18 protein-coding genes are annotated in these 17,998 nt (G+C 55.5%); 11 read left to right on the plus strand and 7 right to left on the minus strand.

Features of this window, described 5'->3' with window-relative positions; all coding sequences use genetic code 11:
• Positions 1-10: 10 nt before the first annotated feature.
• From purT to dusA, 5 genes are all read right to left on the minus strand, one after another.
• Positions 11-1,213, minus strand: coding sequence for a formate-dependent phosphoribosylglycinamide formyltransferase (gene purT / locus METAL_RS03820; protein WP_005369805.1), 1,203 nt, complete (start codon positions 1,211-1,213; stop codon positions 11-13).
• Complete coding sequence (locus METAL_RS03825) at positions 1,210-2,781, minus strand: MutS-related protein (RefSeq protein WP_005369806.1); 1,572 nt, start codon at positions 2,779-2,781, stop codon at positions 1,210-1,212. Before METAL_RS03825 ends, purT begins: the two co-directional genes overlap by 4 nt.
• A gap of 216 nt (positions 2,782-2,997) precedes the next feature.
• A complete protein-coding gene (hemH, locus tag METAL_RS03830; RefSeq protein WP_005369807.1) occupies positions 2,998-3,966 on the minus strand; it encodes a ferrochelatase in 969 nt (322 codons plus the stop codon).
• Between the two features lie 7 nt (positions 3,967-3,973).
• Positions 3,974-4,516: a GTP cyclohydrolase I FolE gene (gene folE / locus METAL_RS03835; RefSeq protein ID WP_005369809.1), complete on the minus strand. Its 543-nt coding sequence runs from the start codon at positions 4,514-4,516 to the stop codon at positions 3,974-3,976.
• A 41-nt stretch (positions 4,517-4,557) separates the two neighbouring features.
• Complete coding sequence (gene dusA, locus METAL_RS03840) at positions 4,558-5,529, minus strand: tRNA dihydrouridine(20/20a) synthase DusA (RefSeq protein WP_051040298.1); 972 nt, start codon at positions 5,527-5,529, stop codon at positions 4,558-4,560.
• Positions 5,530-6,355: 826 nt separating this feature from the next.
• On the opposite strand from dusA, the gene METAL_RS03845 reads away from it, so the two are divergent.
• The 3 genes from METAL_RS03845 (at position 6,356) to METAL_RS03855 (ending at position 8,056) form a co-directional block, all read left to right on the plus strand.
• Positions 6,356-6,859: an FRG domain-containing protein gene (locus METAL_RS03845; RefSeq protein WP_051040299.1), complete on the plus strand. Its 504-nt coding sequence runs from the start codon at positions 6,356-6,358 to the stop codon at positions 6,857-6,859.
• Positions 6,856-7,080, plus strand: coding sequence for a hypothetical protein (locus tag METAL_RS19795; RefSeq protein WP_051040305.1), 225 nt, complete (start codon positions 6,856-6,858; stop codon positions 7,078-7,080). Before METAL_RS03845 ends, METAL_RS19795 begins: the two co-directional genes overlap by 4 nt.
• A gap of 109 nt (positions 7,081-7,189) precedes the next feature.
• Positions 7,190-8,056, plus strand: a complete 867-nt coding sequence (locus tag METAL_RS03855) for a hypothetical protein (protein WP_213069449.1) — start codon at positions 7,190-7,192, stop codon at positions 8,054-8,056.
• A 271-nt stretch (positions 8,057-8,327) separates the two neighbouring features.
• Here METAL_RS03855 and METAL_RS03860 read toward each other — a convergent pair whose 3' ends face one another.
• On the minus strand, positions 8,328-9,521 hold the full coding sequence (locus METAL_RS03860; protein WP_005369817.1) for a CCDC34 family protein: 1,194 nt from the start codon (positions 9,519-9,521) through the stop codon (positions 8,328-8,330).
• 99 nt (positions 9,522-9,620) lie between these two features.
• Positions 9,621-10,013 carry a DUF4143 domain-containing protein gene (locus METAL_RS03865; protein WP_213069450.1) on the minus strand — a complete coding sequence of 131 codons (393 nt, stop codon included), beginning with the start codon at positions 10,011-10,013 and terminating at the stop codon, positions 9,621-9,623.
• Positions 10,014-10,321: 308 nt separating this feature from the next.
• On the opposite strand from METAL_RS03865, the gene METAL_RS03870 reads away from it, so the two are divergent.
• The 8 genes from METAL_RS03870 to METAL_RS20450 all read left to right on the plus strand — a co-directional run bounded on the left by METAL_RS03870 (position 10,322) and on the right by METAL_RS20450 (position 17,775).
• The gene (locus tag METAL_RS03870) at positions 10,322-10,864 is read left to right on the plus strand and encodes a flavin reductase family protein (RefSeq protein WP_005369819.1); all 543 of its coding nucleotides are present in this window, start codon (positions 10,322-10,324) and stop codon (positions 10,862-10,864) included.
• 606 nt (positions 10,865-11,470) lie between these two features.
• Positions 11,471-13,096 carry a TIGR03118 family protein gene (locus METAL_RS19800; protein WP_005369821.1) on the plus strand — a complete coding sequence of 542 codons (1,626 nt, stop codon included), beginning with the start codon at positions 11,471-11,473 and terminating at the stop codon, positions 13,094-13,096.
• 100 nt (positions 13,097-13,196) lie between these two features.
• Positions 13,197-13,394: a hypothetical protein gene (locus tag METAL_RS20445; protein ID WP_157203423.1), complete on the plus strand. Its 198-nt coding sequence runs from the start codon at positions 13,197-13,199 to the stop codon at positions 13,392-13,394.
• A gap of 137 nt (positions 13,395-13,531) precedes the next feature.
• On the plus strand, positions 13,532-14,869 hold the full coding sequence (trhP, locus tag METAL_RS03880) for a prephenate-dependent tRNA uridine(34) hydroxylase TrhP (RefSeq protein WP_005369828.1): 1,338 nt from the start codon (positions 13,532-13,534) through the stop codon (positions 14,867-14,869).
• A 386-nt stretch (positions 14,870-15,255) separates the two neighbouring features.
• Entirely contained in the window at positions 15,256-15,525 is a 270-nt protein-coding gene (locus METAL_RS03885; protein WP_005369829.1) for a hypothetical protein, read from the plus strand.
• A 202-nt stretch (positions 15,526-15,727) separates the two neighbouring features.
• Positions 15,728-16,768: an ATP-grasp domain-containing protein gene (locus tag METAL_RS03890; protein WP_213069451.1), complete on the plus strand. Its 1,041-nt coding sequence runs from the start codon at positions 15,728-15,730 to the stop codon at positions 16,766-16,768.
• Positions 16,769-17,066: 298 nt separating this feature from the next.
• Entirely contained in the window at positions 17,067-17,264 is a 198-nt protein-coding gene (locus tag METAL_RS03895) for a hypothetical protein (protein ID WP_005369833.1), read from the plus strand.
• Positions 17,265-17,595: 331 nt separating this feature from the next.
• A complete protein-coding gene (locus METAL_RS20450; protein WP_005369835.1) occupies positions 17,596-17,775 on the plus strand; it encodes a heavy metal translocating P-type ATPase metal-binding domain-containing protein in 180 nt (59 codons plus the stop codon).
• Positions 17,776-17,998: the final 223 nt, after the last annotated feature.

The raw sequence follows: 17,998 nt of genomic DNA on the forward strand, positions 1-17,998 counted from the left end.
GCTCCCCCTTTTATTGTTTTGCATTAATACTAACCAGACTCGCGGCTTTCACCGCTTTTTGCGTTGCTTCTTCAATCGTTTCCGCGCTGGCCAGCGCCACGCCCATCCGCCGGTTGACCAGGGCGCGCGGCTTGCCGAACAGGCGAATTTCGCTGTCCGGTACGTTCAGCGCGGCGTCAAGCCCTTCATAAACGACATCGTCAGCTTCTGTTTGGCTCAATATGACCGCGCTCGCGCCGACTCTCAAGAGGCGGGTGTCGACCGGCAGGCCCAGGATCGCGCGCGCATGCAGCTCGAATTCGTTCTGCTGTTGAGTAATCATTGTAGCCATGCCGGTGTCGTGCGGTCTGGGACTCACTTCACTGAACCAGACATGGTCGCCTTTCACGAACAGCTCGACGCCGAAGAGGCCGCGTCCGCCGATCGCCCCGGTGACTTTCAGCGCAATCTGCTGTGCCGCCCCGATGGCGGCCGGCGCCATCGGCTGCGGCTGCCAGCTTTCGCGGTAATCGCCGTGTTCCTGCCGGTGGCCGATCGGCTCGCAAAAACGGGTTTCGATCTCGCCGTTCGGATTCAGCGCGCGCACGGTCAGCAGCGTAATCTCGAAGTCGAAGTCGATTTTGGATTCGACGATCACTTTGCCGGTATCGACCCGGCCGCTGACTTTCGCGTAGTTCCAGGCCGCTTCCAGCTCTTCCGGGCTTTTGACCATCGACTGGCCCTTGCCCGAGGACGACATGGTCGGCTTGACGAAACAAGGATAGCCTATTTTTTGCTCGACGGCGTGTTTCAGCTCGGCAAAACTTTCCGCGAACGTATAGGCGGAGGTCGGCAGTTGGAGCCGTTCCGCGGCGAGCGTGCGGATGCCTTCGCGGTTCATCGTGAGTTGAATGGCGCGCGCATTCGGGACGATCGTACTGTGGCCTTCCTGTTCGATTTCGGCCAGCGCGTCGGTCGCGATCGCTTCGATCTCCGGAATGATGTAATCGGGTGTTTCGAGCGCGATGATTTTCTTGACCGCCTCGCCGTCGGTCATGTCGATGACATGGCTGCGGTGCGCGACATGCATCGCCGGCGCATCGGGGTAGCGGTCCACGGCGATCACCTCGACGCCGTAGCGCTGCAGCGAAATGACCAGTTCCTTGCCCAGTTCGCCGCTGCCGAGCAGCAGCGCCTTGGTGGCGCTGTTCGATAGTGCGGTGCCTAGTTTCATGACGATCCTGCCAGATAGTTGTCGATGTCTTCCTTCGAAAAGCCGATTTTTTTGGCGACCCGGTCGGCATGGCTGACCCGCGAAATGCCCGGAATCAGCCGGTAGGTCGGGGTATCATGCGCGAATTCGACCTGCTTGGCGATGCCCATGCCTTGGGCGATGCAATGATCGACCAGTTGATGATTGTGAGTGATCAGCACGGTGCTGTTGCCTTTCCGGTAAAAGCCGGTCAACACGTTGATCGACGATTCCATTTTTTCCTCGAAGGTAGTACCTTCGGACATCTCGTCCAGTACCACCAGGCTTTTCGCGGTCGAGGCCAGAAAAATATCCTTGGTCCGTTTCAGTTCGGTGCCGAAGCGGCCCTCGCCGTCGACCAGATGGCTGATTTCGGGCGCCTGGTAAAAGATCCGGTCCGCGACGGTCAGCGTCGCCGCTTTGGCCGGTACATAACAGCCGATCTGCGCGAGCAGCTGGATTTGGGTGAGCGTTTTGCAGAACGCGGTCTTGCCGCCGCTGTTCGGGCCGGTGATCAGGACCAGCTTGTCGTCGTCGAGCATGAAGTCGTTCGGAACATAATTCGGATTCGCCTTGCCGAGCACCGGGTTTTTGGCGGCGGTCAGATTGATCCGGTGATGCGGCGCGTCAATCAGCGTAGGCAATGTCGTTTCGCTGCCGAACGCTTCGGAGAATTTGACGAAGGACAACAGTTCATCCAACTGACCGAGCGCGTCCAGCGCCTCGCCGACCTCCTGGGAGCTCCGGAACCGGTTGCGCAGCGGGATGATGCAATTGTCGCGGTCGTAGCCGCCGACGATCGGGAAATAAACCAGGAGCAAAGGCGCGAAGAAAATGATCTGCGCGGGCGTGGTGATGTTCATCGCCATCGGCAGCAGCCCCAGGATGAAAGCCAGCGCGGCGAAAATCAGCGGCTTGAACAGGCGCGGCTTGAAGATCACCGAAACCGGAAACCAGCCCTTCTTTTCTTCCTTCGATTGGATCACGCCTTCGGTCACGTAAACCGGTCCCGCCATCAGCGAATAATCCCGGCTGGCCGCGAAACGGCGGATTTTATCGAACACCGCGTCCAGGAAAGGACTTTGAGGCGCTTCGGTCTGCCGAATCCGCTCGACCAGATCGAGCATGAAGCGCACGCCGCGCTTGTACTGGGCATAGCCGTAGCCTTCGATTTCATGCTCGCCGCGCGCGGCGCCGAACGAACCGATGAATTCGGCGTAGAGCAGCATGTACAGGTTTTTTTCGGTATCGGCCGCATGTTGCACGATACGTTCGATTGCTTCCCGGAGCGCCGGATTGCGGCCGATTTCAGCGGCGGCCTCCTGTTTCGCTTTGAGAAGCCGGATGTCGTCCAGCGGGCGGGACAGCGAACGGTACAAAAACGCCTGTCCGACCGTGGTCGAGCAATGATTGACCGCGTCGAAAAGGTTGTCGACTTCGATCGTGTTGAAAGCACTCGGGTCGATTACGCCGGCGCCGGTTTCCGGGGGCCGGGTGGATTTGATTTCGGGCCAGGCATTCTGCCAGCTTTGTAATATCGTTTCCGTCATCGGTGATCTCTCGTTGTCGGTTTTGTGGAACAATACCCGTAGCCGCGATGCGGCAAAGCCGAACCGGGAAATCTCGAAGTCCGGCACCTTCGATTCCGCAAAGCTTCATCGAGGCTACGACCACTTCAAATATTTCGGGTATAAGTAAGCCGTTTGCGGAGAATTTGTCAAATCACGAGCCGCTTTGCAAGCTCGGCAAGTGCCCGGCGCTTTTCTTCAATCGCTCGACAGCAGTAAATTGACGAGTACGTCCGCATGCGCATCCGAGTCGTTCAGCGCCGGAATATAATGATAAGCGCTGCCGCCGGCCTTCAAGAAGGCTTGCTTGTTCGCGATCGCGATCTCTTCCAGCGTCTCCAGGCAATCGACCGCGAATCCGGGGCAGACGATATCGACTGTTTTGACGCCGCGTTTCGGCAATTCCTGCAGCGTGTCCAGGCAATACGGCTTCAGCCACTCGGCCTTGCCGAAGCGCGACTGGAATACTATTTGCCACTCGTGATCCTGCAGCGAAAGCTGTTCGGCGATCGCGGCGGCCGTCCGTTCGCAATGCGTGAAGTACGGATCGCCCAGCTTGGTCAACATTTCCGGCAGGCCGTGGAACGACATCAGCAGCCGTTCGTGTTTGCCGTGCAGATGCCAGTATTGCCGGATCGAATTCGCTACCGCGGCAATATAGCCGGGGTCCCGATGATAATCGCCGATGAAGCGGATTTCCGGAATGTGGCGCCACTGCATCAGTTCGGCGGCCGCCGCGTCGAAGACCGAGGCGGTCGTGGTCGACGAATATTGGGGATACAGCGGCAGTATCGATACGCGGTCGACGCCGGCTTTCCTGAAAGCCCGCAATTGGCTCGCAATCGAGGGTTCGCCGTAGCGCATCGCCTCGCGTACCGCGATATTTTTCGCCGCCAGTGCGGAGGCGATTTTTTCGGCAAGCCGCCGGGTCAGATAAATCAGCGGCGAGCCTTTTTTATCCCAGATCTTGCGGTAAGCCAGAAAAGACCGGCGCGGCCGAAGCGGCAGCACGAACAGGTTCAGGATCAGCCACCATAACGGCCGGGGCAGATTGACGACGCGCGGGTCCCGGAGAAATTCGCCCAAAAACCGGCGGACCGCCGCGACGGTCGGTTCCGCAGGCGAGCCCAGATTGACCAGCAAGACGCCGGTTTTTTTCGGGGGCATGCTAGGGCTAGCGGTTGATCAGGTTCAGGAATTCCGAACGCGTATTCATTTCTTTACGGAAGATGCCGGTCATCACCGAGGTCGTCATCACCGAATTCTGTTTTTCGACGCCGCGCATCATCATGCACAGATGCTTCGCTTCGATCACGACCGCGACGCCTTTCGCATCGACCGCATACTCGATCGCGTCGGCGATCTGCTTGGTCAGTTTTTCCTGGATTTGCAGGCGGCGGGCGTACATATCGACGATCCGGGCGATTTTGGAGAGTCCCAGCACCTTGCCGCGCGGCAGGTAGCCGACATGGCATTTGCCGATGAACGGCAGCAGATGGTGCTCGCACAACGAATACAGCTCGATGTCCTTCACGATCACCATGTCTTCGGTATCGGCCGTGAACACCGCATTGTTCAGCACCTCGTCGAGGTTTTTTTGGTAACCGTTGTTCAAAAATTTGAACGCCTTGGCGGCACGTTTCGGGGTATCGATCAGCCCCTCGCGGGTCAAGTCCTCGCCTACTGCGGCGATAATTTTCGAGAAATATTCTTCCACGATTCAGTTCTCAATAAATACACAATCCCCGCAGTATAACATCATTGTGCGGTGAATTTTAATGCTTCGCGGACAACGGAGGTGTCCGCGCCGTATTTGACCGCTTCTTCGCTCAAATGCCGGCGCCAGGAACGCGCGCCCGGCTCGCCGTGGAACAGGCCGAGGATATGCCGGGTGATGCTGTGCAGGCGCACGCCTTCGGCCAGTTGCCGCTCGATGTAGGGCATCAGCCGGTTGACGATTTCGCTGCGCGGGACGGCATCGGCCGGCATGCCGAACAGGCGCCGGTCGACTTCGGCCAGAATATAAGGATTGTGATACGCCTCCCGCCCCATCATCACGCCGTCGACGCCATTCCGCAATGCTTCTTCCGCTTGTTCCAGCGTGGTAATGCCGCCGTTCAGCACGATCCGAAGCGGCGGAAAATCCTGCTTCAGGCGGTAAACCATCTCGTAGCGCAAGGGCGGCACTTCCCGGTTTTGTTTGGGGGACAGCCCTTTCAGCCAGGCCTTGCGGGCATGCACGATAAAGGTCCGGCAGCCGGCATCGGCGACCGTGCCGATAAAATGGGCCAGCTCCTCGTAGGAGTCCCGGTCGTCGATTCCGATCCGCGACTTCACGGTCACCGGAATCGACACCGCGTTCCGCATCGCCGCAACGCACTCGGCCACCAGTTCCGGCTCCGCCATCAGACAGGCGCCGAAGCGGCCGTTCTGCACCCGGTCGCTGGGGCAGCCGACGTTCAGATTCACCTCGTCGTAGCCGAAGTCTTCGGCCATTTTCGCGCAGGCGGCCAAATCGGCCGGATCGCTGCCGCCCAATTGCAATGCCAGAGGATGCTCGCTCGAATCGAATTGTAAAAACCGTTGCCGGTCGCCGTGCAGCAGCGCCCCGGTCGTGATCATTTCGGTATAGAGCAGCGCCCGTTTCGTTATCAGGCGGTGAAAAAAGCGGCAGTAGCGGTCGGTCCAGTCCAGCATCGGGGCAACGCAGAACCTATGTGATTTATTCATTAAGAAAATCTTGAATATTCTTGACTTGGTAAATTAGGATATTGGTCAATCATCACTTCCCTCATGGTTTCCACGCCAAGCGCTCATCATTATGCGCGAGTAGCGTCATGCTCGCCGGGAAGTGGGTATCCGGTGCCAAGGATGACGAGTCTTAAGCTATCCATGCGGCCTGGATTCCGGCAATTCCTGCCGGAATGACGGATCATATATAGCGTCGAGCGAGGGAACGATCAGGCGGCATTTCGTTTAGCCGGATCATTAGCTGTCACGGTATTTTAAACACTCTGCTGATTTGAGCCAATGTTACCCATATCGGCAACTGGCTTTCATAAAGAATGTACGAGTTCTCGTGCTGACGTTTTTTTGCCCTCAAACTCTCGGTATAGGCATCACGCCTTGAAACAAAAGGGGACGCTGCATTGGCATGAAATCCGTATTCCTCAAAGGGGATTAACGACCCATACCGGTCTATTGATGTTGATCTTTGAATGTCTGTAAAAATCGCTATCTTAGTCATTTTAAGTTTGAATTTTGGAATTATCCTGATCAGTTTATCATGAGAAAAATGCATGCTATCCCGCCTAGTCAATCCATGGATTCCAGACTTTTCTTTCAATTTTAGTTTGCAATGAAATCAGGACCAGAAGATATCGCTGACCTTGCCGCCATGATCGTACGTTCAGACTATCTGACTGGCGAAGTCATAGTTGCAGACGGTGGTCTCAATCTCACATGACAGGAAAAGCCCCCTAACCCTTCGTTGCACTGGATTGCCTATGGCAACCGGTGAACTCAAACGTTAGCCGTCACGACTGCGAACTGCCAAATGAAGATCTCCTGGGCCGAGTACAAAGCGATCGCCACATCCGATCTCGAGCTCGATGGCGCGGTCATCTATCGCGGACAGCGACTTGCGAGCTGGGGTCTGGTTTCCTCTGTGCACCGAACCGCGTTGGTTCGCTCCATTCCCGATTTGAAAGGGTATGCGGACTACATGCTCCCACGCGTGCATGACGCGCTTGAGGCATGGGTCGAACGCTCATGGGATTTAAAGCATTCTTTGGGCTTGGCAGAGTTTCTTGCGTTCGCTCAGCACAACGGCTTTCCGACTCCGCTGCTGGATTGGACCGCGTCACCGTACATCGCCGCGTATTTCGCGTTCGAGGGCGTGAATCATTTCAAGCCACAGTCCGAGCGCGTTGCCATCTTTGCCTTCAATCAGGAGGTCAAGTCTACGATTTCGCCGACTTCACGCCGCACGTCTCAGTACTGCGGCCGCGCCAGGTGGGCAATCACAAGCTCGCTGTTCAACAAGGTTGCTTTACGGTGACCAACGTTCTAGATATCGAACAGCACATCCGCCTCAATGAATCTGAAGGGCGTAAATTCCTGACGAAGTACGAACTTGATGTTCGCGAAAGACCGAAAGTGATCCGGGAGCTCTCCCTCATGGGCATTTCTGCGGTGCAGCTGATGCCTTCTGTCGAGGCTGTGTGCAAGAAGGCCCTCGAAGATCTCATTGGCCTCGTACCAATAGAGCCACCCAAGTGACGGCTAACCCTTCGCTGCACCGGAAACGCTACAGCCGTCTTCGGCGGCTTCCACGTTCGTTAAGCATTTTGGAGAGCGTCTGTTTAGTAAATTGCTGACTGTTGCGTTTTTGGCAATCGCCTTGTTGGTGGTGTTCTCGGCTACCGTGATGTATTCGGCAAGAAATAGCGCCAAGACTATCGCCAATGACAATCCGTATTGCATACAGATCGCGACGACATCAACCGCATATAGGGAAATCTCCAGCTCCGTTGATTTGGCTGGCTTCCGCATGAAAGGCAATGGCCCGCTGAATCACGCGGTGCTCGTTGTTGATGATATGGGCGGTCAGGAGCTATACCACTGGTCATACAAGAGCAATTTTTTCGAAGAAGGCGCCTATGGAAATCCGCCTATCTTCTGCAATCCTAGGGAGAATTTTTTGGACTCGCTGGGAGAGATTGAATACAAAGACGAAAGTAGGGTTTCGTTCAGTTACGCAGGCTACAAATTCAAAATTCCAAAGGAGTACAGTCCGACCTTCAATATCCCATCATTTGCGGGAATTCAGATGTTGATTCTTTCGGCAGCTGCTCCTCGATTTGAGCCGGTCTTGGAACCGGACTTTCGAAAAGTGCCTACCGTTGGCCTGGATGTAGGTTTTGGATACAGTCCCCTAATCCAGTCATGGAGATTACGAGCAGATAAAGATCATCAAGTAGAAGGGCAAGCACTGCAAAATGGTCTAATAGTTGAGAAGGTACGTGGAAAGAGTGATTCGACCACAGTCCAGTACTATGTGGAAGAAAAAGATGGATCCACGCAGACTTTAATTCGCTGTTTTGACAGTATGGGGTATCAATGTACTCATATGTTCTTTGACGGCGAATTCTCATATTACTTCCATCACATGCCATCGGATCTTTCGAATTGGAAGGACATGCACGAAAGGGCTAAGACTGTGTTCAGGAGTTTCATAAAAGAGAAAAAAGCATAACCATTCGTCCAACCGGAACCTGACCTCGGGCTTCCTCGCAAACCCGTAAGATGCGCCAAGCGTAGGATGTGCCGAGGCACGATGAGCATCGATCGAGGGAATTCTTCTCACGCGAACGATGCGCCTCACTTCGTTCAGCACATCCTACGGCCCTGACCTTGATGATTGGAGAGCCAAGCCGGTTTTTCCCCATCGAAATCATCAGTATCCTCGGCTTTCATTTCCCATAGGTGCCGGGCCTAAATAAAGCGGGATGGTGTTTGTTGCACCGTCAAATTTCTCCTTTCAGGATTCCTTCCTTGGTCAGCCGCCTCATCCAGGCGCCGCGTTTGCCGTGGGCGCCGAGCAACTTGACGAGGCCGGCTTGAAATTCGGCTTCGCGTCCGGCTTGGGTCATGGCTTCGGCCAGATCCTTCATGGTTTGCAGGGCCTGATCATAGGCATGACCCGTGCCGCGTTGCAACGTTTGGTCGATGTCGGCCCAAACCCTGTCGGAATGGGCCGCCAGGCGTTCCAACCGTTGCTTGCGTTCGGCATGGCGCTTGGCTTCCTCGGCTTCGCGCTTCCGTCGTTCGATCTCAAGGCGCTGGTTCCTGACCCATTCACATGCGGCATCGATTTCGGCCACCGTGCGGCGCGAAGAGGATTTGGGGTGGGATGAACGTTCCCGTTGCCAGGCCAGATAACGCTGCCGCAATGCGCGCTCGGCTTCCTGGCTGCGTCCTTCCAACAGCAGACGCAGCGTTTCTCGCATGGCCTCCTGGGTTTGCAATGCAAGCCAGTCGTCCCGTTCCGGATCGATCGTATCCCGATCGGGTAACGTGGGGCTGGCGCCGGCCGCGGCGGCGAGCCAGTCGGGATCGATCAGGAGAAATTCCGTCAAGGCGGTTTGCGCGGGGGTCAATGTTTGCAAGCCCGCCGGGACGGGTGGCTCGATATCGTCATCGCCCACTTCCTCGTTACACACTCGCGCCAGCCAGCCCAAGTAGAGCGGCCGCGTATCGCCCCGCAATAACTCGTCCCGTAGCGGCAATAAACTGCTCATCCAGCCCGGGCCGTCTTCTTGACTCCAAAAACGTTCGAATTCGCCCGAGTCGTCATTAAAGCCCCAATACACTATCCTGTGATCGGCCGTGGGCGTTACGCCGAAAGCATCACGGAAGCCGGATTGCGCGCCGCATCGCGAAGACTGAGTGAATGGGTCCAGCATATCCTTATCCAAGGCCGAAAGGGGTAAACGCAACATCAAACTGCACGTTCCCCAACTGGCCGAATAAACGTGTGCGTCAAAATAACGCTGCACCCAGTCGAGAGGGTCGCCTTTGAGATCGCCCCAATGGTATTCGTTGATGAAGCTGGTCGCTGTGATGGTCGCGCGCGAGGAGCGGCTGCGCAGTTCCGCTTGTTGTTGTGGCGTGAGCGGTTTATCGACCGCTCTGAATTCGTAATATTGGTATTCACTCATGAGATGTTATTCAGTAATGGTTTGGGCGGCATGGCGCATTTCTGACAGAGCCTTTCAAAATAATTTGCCGCCAAATGGTATTCGGCTTTCATCGTAATTTTATTTTTCTTGGTCTATCAAATTGATCAAACCGATGGCTTGCACCGTTTCATTCATGGGATAGGTTTCTTGTCCGGGATAGGCCACAAAGCTGGCCTCCGGCTTGATATCGCTTTGCGCGAAATAGAAGCCTTTCGACAAAGTTGGCGCCAGATTGCGCTTGATTTCGATCGTCCAAGTCTTCTGATCGGGAAAGGTAATCAGCAAATCGCATTCGGCGCCGGCACTGGTTCGATAAAAACTGGCTTTGCAATGCGGTGGCGCTACGGCCAGGCAATTTTCGATCACGAAGCCTTCCCAGCTTTGCCCGCAGACCGGGTGGCCCAGCAGCGCCACGGCCGGATAAGCAGCCAACAGTTGTTCGAGCTCGGTTTGTAATCTTCGTCTAATCATCATTGTAATTGTGGCATTTAATTCCGTAATTGTAATGTTCGATGAAATTGAAAACTATACCGGTGACTCATTCGTAAAACGGGTAAGGTGCTGGTTCGAATGGTGCCATATTACTCTGGCAAGCACTTTCCTATTTTTACTGGGTTTTGTTGCATAAATCGGCGAGGTCATGCGATGCTTGATAAAAACAACCATTTTCAATTTTATTGCTTTTGCCGGTTATCACTCTGGCCGTTATCGGCTGCGAGCCCTTTCAAGATCGCGCGTTTAAGCCGTCTGAGTCTGTGGTAAACCGTAGGGGGACGGCCATGAAAACGATGCCGATCAATAAAGCCTTCACGCTGCTGGAACCGGGTCCGGTTGTCTTCATTACGACCCAGGATGGCGGGAAGCATAACCTCATGACCATTTCCTGGACCATGGTGATGGATTTTACGCCGAAATTTGCTATCACGACGGGTTCCTGGAACTATTCTTACCGTGCGCTTCGGGATTCCAAAGAATGCGTTGTGGCTATTCCTACTCTGGATCTGATCGATCAGGTCGTTGGGGTGGGGACCTGTTCGGGCGCCGATACGGACAAATTTGAAAAGTTCGGGCTGACGCCCCTCCGGGGAAAATATGTCGGAGCGCCCCTGGTCAAGGAATGCCTGGCAAATATTGAATGTAAAGTGATCGATATCGTCGAAAGGCACCACATCGTTGTGCTTGAAGGTGTCGCCGCGTACTTCGATCGATCACGGGAAGAAAAGCGCACCCTTCACGCCGTCGGGGACGGTACCTTCGTCGTCGACGGATACAAATTGGACCGGAGGGAAATGATGCGCTCGAAGCTTCCGGCGGGGTTCTGACGCGGAAAAGACGGGCTGTTTTCGAATGTGTACCGCCGTTCCTTGAACAGGGTCGATAACCCGCTTTTAGCCGATACTCGCCGATTAGCAAAAAAAGCGTTCGAACTTACCCGAATCGTCATTAAAGCCTCAATACCAGTGATCATGCCGTGGGCGTTACGTCGAAAGCATCGCTAAAACCGGATTGCGCGCCGCACTGCGATCGCAGGGCGAATGCGTCCGGCGCAGCCTTATCCAATGCCGAAACGGGTACTCACTCATAAGGTATCATCAATCGTCCGGCCGGGTTGGCGCATTCGTGGCATTGGTCCTTTCAAAATGGCGCGGCACCCGGTTCGGGAGCTTGCTATTCAGTTGTCTTGCGTTGGAAATCAATCAAAGTATATCGCCCGCCTCTTTATTCAAGAGCGATAACGATCCTCTATGTGGGGCATAAGACAGACCTCAAGGGCTCAAACGATTAAATTTTTTCTTCCGCTCTTCCACAAAAATTTTGGGATTTACCAGAGTAAAGGGACATTTGATGCCCGTGGAAGCTGTGGATCATAAAAACTTTATCTTGAATATGCTGCGGCTTGGCTGCAACTCCTAAGAGGAGAAAGAATCATGAAGATCGATAAACGAAATTCGCCTTTCCAGTTTAAACCTTTGACGCGGGCAGTCATGCTCACCTGTATTCAGTTTTCTGCGCTCGGGGCTATCGCCGGCGCGGCGCAAGCGCAAAACACCGGTCAGAGCGGCAACACCGCGACGGCCGCGGGAAGCCAGAGTACCACCGGACAGAATGCCGCAAGCCAAGGCAATACAACCGCTGCAGGCGCCCTGAATGCCACAGGAGCTGCCGGTGCAGCGGGTGTTGCCGGCCAAAATATCGGTATCCCGCAAAATCGGCTGAACCGTTATCGCGTGACGAATCTGGTAACCAATCAATCCGATTCACGCCTGGTAAATCCCTGGGGACTGGCATTCAATCACGATAGCCCGGCCTGGATCGCCAATAACGCTACCGGGACGGCGTCGCTTTACGACGGCAATGGGGCTGCGTTTACCGGCCTGCCTTTCATCACGATGCCGCCCTCAGCCGGCGATCCTACCGGCATTGTTGTCAATCATACCGTCGATTTTGATCTTCCGACAGCCGCCAACAACGGTACGGAAAACAATCCGGCCCGCTTTATTTTTGCGACAGAAAGCGGCAACTTGGCAGGGTGGTCCGATCAAACCGATGTAAATAATGCGGTTGTGCTCGAAAACGCCGTGCCGCCGGACGAGGATGCGCCCGTTTATAAAGGGCTTGCCCTGGCCAGCAACGGGCAGGACCATTATTTATATGTCACGGATTTCCATAATGGCAAAATCCAGGTGTTCGACAGCGATTTCAATTGGGTGGATCCGCAGACGGAACTGGGATGCAATTTTACCGATGCGAGAATTCCTGCCGGATTTGCCCCGTTCGGCATTCAGAATATCCGTGGCGTGTTGTACGTCACTTATGCGAGGCAGGATCAGGACCGGGTGGACGATATGCCCGGGCGCGGCGCGGGTTATGTGGATGTTTACGATGCGAATGGCTGTCTGATTCGCCGTTTTGCAGCCCGCGGACGATTGAACTCTCCTTGGGGAATGGCGCTGGCGCCCGCCAATTTCGGGATTTACAGCAACACGTTGCTGATAGCCAACTTCGGCGACGGTTCCATCAATGCTTACGACCCGGTGACCGGCCGTTTCCGCGGTACATTGCTTAATGTAGCCAATACAGGAACCCAGGGCGGAAACAACAGAGTCTCGCTCGACGGTTTGTGGGGGATTGCATTCGGGAACGGGGTGCTGAATCAGCCAACCAATACCCTGTTCTTTACCGCAGGCCCGAATGGCGAAGCGAATGGCGTTTACGGAAAGATCGAACCGGTCAGCCGGACGGGTCAGACAGGAGCGACAGGTGCCACGGGCGGCGCTACCGGAGCGACAGGCGCCACGGGCGGCGCTACCGGTGAGACAGGCGCCACGGGCGGCGCTACCGGTGAGACAGGCGCCACGGGCGGCGCTACCGGTGAGACAGGCGCCACGGGCGGCGCTACCGGTGAGACAGGCGCTACGGGCGGCGCTACCGGTGAGACAGGCGCTACGGGCGGCGCTACCGGTGAAACAGGCGCTACGGGTGGAGCTACCGGTGAAACAGGCGCCACGGGTGGAGCTGTCGGTGAAACAGGCGCAACCGGTCAAACGGCGTAAGTTGGGTACAGTCCCTGCCGGCTCGGGGAGCACAGGTGGCGTAGCGAGTTAAAAACACAGGGACGACGGCTCTCGAATTCGGCGCTGGCCGAAACGCCCGGTGCAGCCGGATCATTTGCCATCAATACCTGTTCGCAAGCGACCGCCTTTCTTAAATTTAAGAAAGGCGGTTTCCTGGGGTGATTCGGAAGCAATTGCCGTTTTCGGGTATTCGCCTGAAGAAGCTCGGTACCCGGCGGCCGAGCTGCGCATTGATATTGCTATCTTTGTGATTTTAAGCAATCCGGCCTATTTCTGAGTGAATGGCCGGATTGCCTGCCTTCATCTTCCGAACGGTTCCAAATCGATGTCTTTGACCTTGAAATTCCTATAATTTCCAGCTGAACGCCGGCCGATAAGTTAAAATAGCCGATTGCCCAATCCTGTTTTAACTCCATGAAAAAAATCGAACTTCTTTCTCCCGCCGGCACCCTGAAAAACATGCGCTACGCATTCGCGTACGGTGCCGACGCGGTGTATGCCGGACTGCCGCGCTACAGCCTTCGGGTGCGCAACAACGATTTTCTTGCCGAAAATCTCGGCATCGGGATCGCCGAAGCGCACCGGCTTGGCAAGAAATTTTTCCTGGCGACGAACGTGATTCCGCACAACGCGAAAATCAAGACCTTCCTCAAGGACATGGAGCCGATCGTTGCGATGCGGCCGGACGCCCTGATCATGGCCGACCCCGGCCTGATCATGATGGTCCGGGAAGCCTGGCCGGAGATGCCGGTGCATCTGTCGGTGCAGGCGAATACGGTCAATTACGCGACGATCAAGTTCTGGCAGCGTTTCGGCGTCGAGCGCATCATCCTGTCGCGCGAGCTGTCGCTGGACGAGATCGCCGAAATCCGCCAGCAATGCCCGGATATGGAACTGGAAGTATTTGTGCACGGCGCGCTCTGCATCGCCTATTCCGGACGTTGCCTTCTGTCCGGCTACTTCAACCGGCGCGACCCGAACCAGGGAACCTGTTCGAATTCCTGCCGCTGGAAATACGACACGATGCCGGCCCAAGAAAACGCCGAAGGCGATTACCTGCCGGCCGGCGGTTTGCTGTCGATGCACGATCTGAGTAGCGGAGGCTGCGGCGGCGAGCGGCATCCGCTGGCCGACAATATCTATTTCCTGCAAGAAGAAAACCGTCCGGGCGAGTTGATGCCGGTGATGGAGGACGAGCACGGCACCTATATCATGAACTCGAAGGATCTGCGCGCGATCGAGCACGTACAGCGGCTGGTCGAAATCGGCGTCGACAGCCTGAAAATCGAAGGCCGCACCAAGTCGCACTATTATGTCGCGCGCACCGCGCAAACCTACCGGCAAGCGATCGGCGATGCGCTGGCGGGGCGCCCGTTCCGTCCGGAACTGCTCGGCGTGCTCGAAAACCTTGCGAACCGCGGCTACACCGACGGTTTCTATCAGCGCCACCATACCCAGGAATACCAGAACTACATTACCGGCTATTCGAAAAGCCACCAACAGCAATTTTGCGGCGAAATCCGCGGTTACGACAGCGCCACCGGCCTTGCGGAAATCGAGGTGAAAAACAAGTTCGCGGTCGGCGACCGGGTCGAACTGATTCTGCCCGAAGGCAACCGCGATATTGCGATCGAACGGATGCAGGACCTGCACGGCCAGGAGATGCAGGAAGCGCCGGGGGCTGGCTATGAAGTAAGAATACCGATCCCGGCGGCGAGCGCAGGGTATGGGCTGATGGCCAGATATTTTTGAATATCCGTCCGGTATCTCCGCAATTTGCAGGGTGGGGCCGCGCCAGGTTGCCGGCCGCTCGGCATGCATCCTTTGAGGGAGCATCATCCCGTTAAGTCAAGCGCCGGGGAATTGCAAAGCCGGCTCTACCGGTGCCTCAACCAATTGACAAAGGAGCATAGGATGAGCGGAGGGATGCGCTTCACTTCGTTCAGCCCGACGGCTCTTGTAGGGCGCACCGGCTAGGCAGTCCGGCGTTTTCTTCGACCCGGACCGGCGGGAAAGAAAATCATTGCGGATCGTCGGCTATATGGACAGCGAGGCCTTGCTGGCGCAGATCAAGCGGCTTGCCGGCTAAGCGCCTTCTGCCGCGTACCTTTTGGCAATCATCAATCACGGGAAACCGCATGCAAAGCGAACACAAAAATAAGACATTCACTGAGAAAGATTCCGGCACCAAAACCGACGCCCTGATCAAGTTGGGCCTGATTACGGTCGGTACCCAGATCGCCACCGAGGTGATCCATCGCGCCGCACGCTACCCGCTGCTGGTCTTTGGCCTCGGGATGGCGGCAGGCGCGTACGCGCACCGGCACCGTAAAAAAATTATCCGCACGGCCAGACAGATTCAGCATCAGACTAAAAACCTGCTGCCTTTCCAGTCCGACGATCCATGAGGCGAGGCTTATTTTACTAATATCCTGTCTGCCCCGGATTGAATCCGGGCGGCATCAACTTCCCGAGCCCGTTCGCGCATTTTCCGATAAAATGCGCACCTTTCTTTTTTATCGACCGTCATCCTGCCGGCAGGCTATGTCCCCCTCATCATTGCCCATTAGTCCTTATCCCGCCGATTTATCCCGCCGGGATTTAAGGCGCATGATCAACGTGGTTCGCCTGTTACACAAATTGAGCGAAAATGCCGGCTATAGAAATTATCTGGAAAGCCTGCTGCCGGCCAGCGCCCGTTTCGATCCGGGCAATCAGGCGGTCATGATGGGGTATGACTTTCATGTATCCGAAACGGGGCCGAAGCTGATCGAAGTGAACACCAATGCCGGCGGGATATGGTACGCAAACCTGAGTCATGACCCTATGGCAGTCGAATTTTCCGCGCGGGTGGGCTCGAAGCTGCTCAAAACCTTTTGTGACGACTATGGCCTTTTTCGGAGGAATGCGGTGGCGCGCCCCGAAAGGATTGTGATCCTCGACGAAAATCCGACCGGGCAACCGCTGTATTCCGAAATGCGGATTTTCGTCTTAATGTTTGAAAAAGCCGGCATCGAGGCGGTGATCGCCCCGCCCGAAGCGATCGAAACGCAAGCATCCGGACTCTCTCTCGGCGGCAAGCCGGTCGAGATGATCTATAACCGGCACTGCGATTTTTACTTGAACGCTTCCCCGCTGGATCACATACGCGAGGCCTATCTGAAAAGGCAGGTGTGCCTGAGCCCGAATCCCCGCGCTTACGGCTTGCTGGCGGACAAGCGCCGGATGATGCTGTGGTGTCGGCCCGTCCTCATGCGCGGCTTCGGGCTTGCGGATGCGGAGCTTTCCATCCTGGCGGAAACGATACCTGAAACCTTGCTGTTAAGGGAACTGACGGCCGATGAGGCTTGGCGGACCCGTAAGCAATGGGTGTTCAAACCCGATACCGGCTATGCAAGCCGGGGGGTGTATGTGGGCGAAAAGCTGACCCGGCATAAACTGGCCGAGCTTGATCCGGAGAACACGTTGATCCAGCGCCGGATTCACCCGTCGATGACACCGGGCGCGCCTCAACAGGCATTCAAGACCGATTACCGGCTGTTCGTATACCGCGACCGCATCCTCGGCGCGGCCGCGCGGATTTATCAAGGGCAGGTAACCAACTTGCGGACCGAAAACGGCGGTTTTGCAAAAATCCGGTTAACTGTTTGAACGGATAACAGTCTTTAACTCTGACTTTTCAAGGGTTAAATAAACTATGTTATTTAACGCGGCCCGAATAGGTCAGATCACATAACGGCAGCGGAAAAGCAGGCAATGGGAAACGGGCATCCGGCAACGATAACGGACGGCGGTAAGGATCCGGTCCGGATAGAGCGGCATCATGCGCAGTAAAATCAATGTATTACGGTGTTTGTACCAAACGGCGCGAAAATTTGGAATTTCCTTGAAGTTTTGGCATTGATTGTGCTTCTAGTTAAGGAAGAACCACTCCCTGGAGGTTGCAGCAATGAACCAACAATTAGCACAACACACCCTCTCCCAGTCTTCCGGCGGCAACGGCGCCTTATTGGTAGGAACGGGGCTCGCATTGGCATCGATGATTTTGATTCCCGCTCTGGCAACCCGCATCGGCTTGGGCGCAAGTCTGACCGGTGCGCTCAGGATGGCGCTGATGAAAGCCGGGAATCAGGCGATTAGACGTTAGTATTCGGGCTGCGGAGGTCGAAATCGTCGATTTAGGAACGGCGCAATCGCTTCGCAGGCCAAATCGGGCGGCCGGGCCATGCCGCTAACGTTTGAAAAGAGCCCCTGCGTTGGTTGATTAGGTAGGCTATCCGGATAGGAGGGGAAGTTACAGCCCGCGTAACGAATTATCCGCAGCTATTTATCGTCATACATACTCGCCCGATTCGCCCTCCGCAACGGTTTCAGTGAATCGGTTTTTTATTATTTCCCCTCGGAATTTTTATAAATACATTGCGCCTTGTTGCCGAGTTTAGTAGCATTTTCATATCCAATAATAAATTGATATTATCATGAGCGAAAACGATAAGGCCTGCGATCTTTGCGGGTTGCCGGTATTGAACCAAGATTTCAAGTGGCGCACGAAAGAAGGGGACAAAGCGTTTTGCTGCGAAGGGTGTAGGGGTATCTACCAAGTACTGCATGAAGACGAAGCACTCACCGTTGCCGACGAGCCCGATCCCAACGTTTGAAACGCTCTTTAAGGTAGAGTCCGGTCTGGCGAAATTCCGGATTTGGATTGGCGAGACCCTTCGTGTTCAGGTTCTCAGGATAAACATCAGCGCTAGACCGGAATTCAAGGCTTTTTATCCCTAACACAGGTTTTTTAGCAAAAACAAAATTTAAACCGTTTGTCACCCTGCCGCGCGGCATTACCTGAGCGGTGAGGCTGGATTCAATTCAAGAGGAGTCTCG

This window comes from Methylomicrobium album BG8, from assembly GCF_000214275.2.
GTDB classification, from domain to species: domain Bacteria; phylum Pseudomonadota; class Gammaproteobacteria; order Methylococcales; family Methylomonadaceae; genus Methylomicrobium; species Methylomicrobium agile.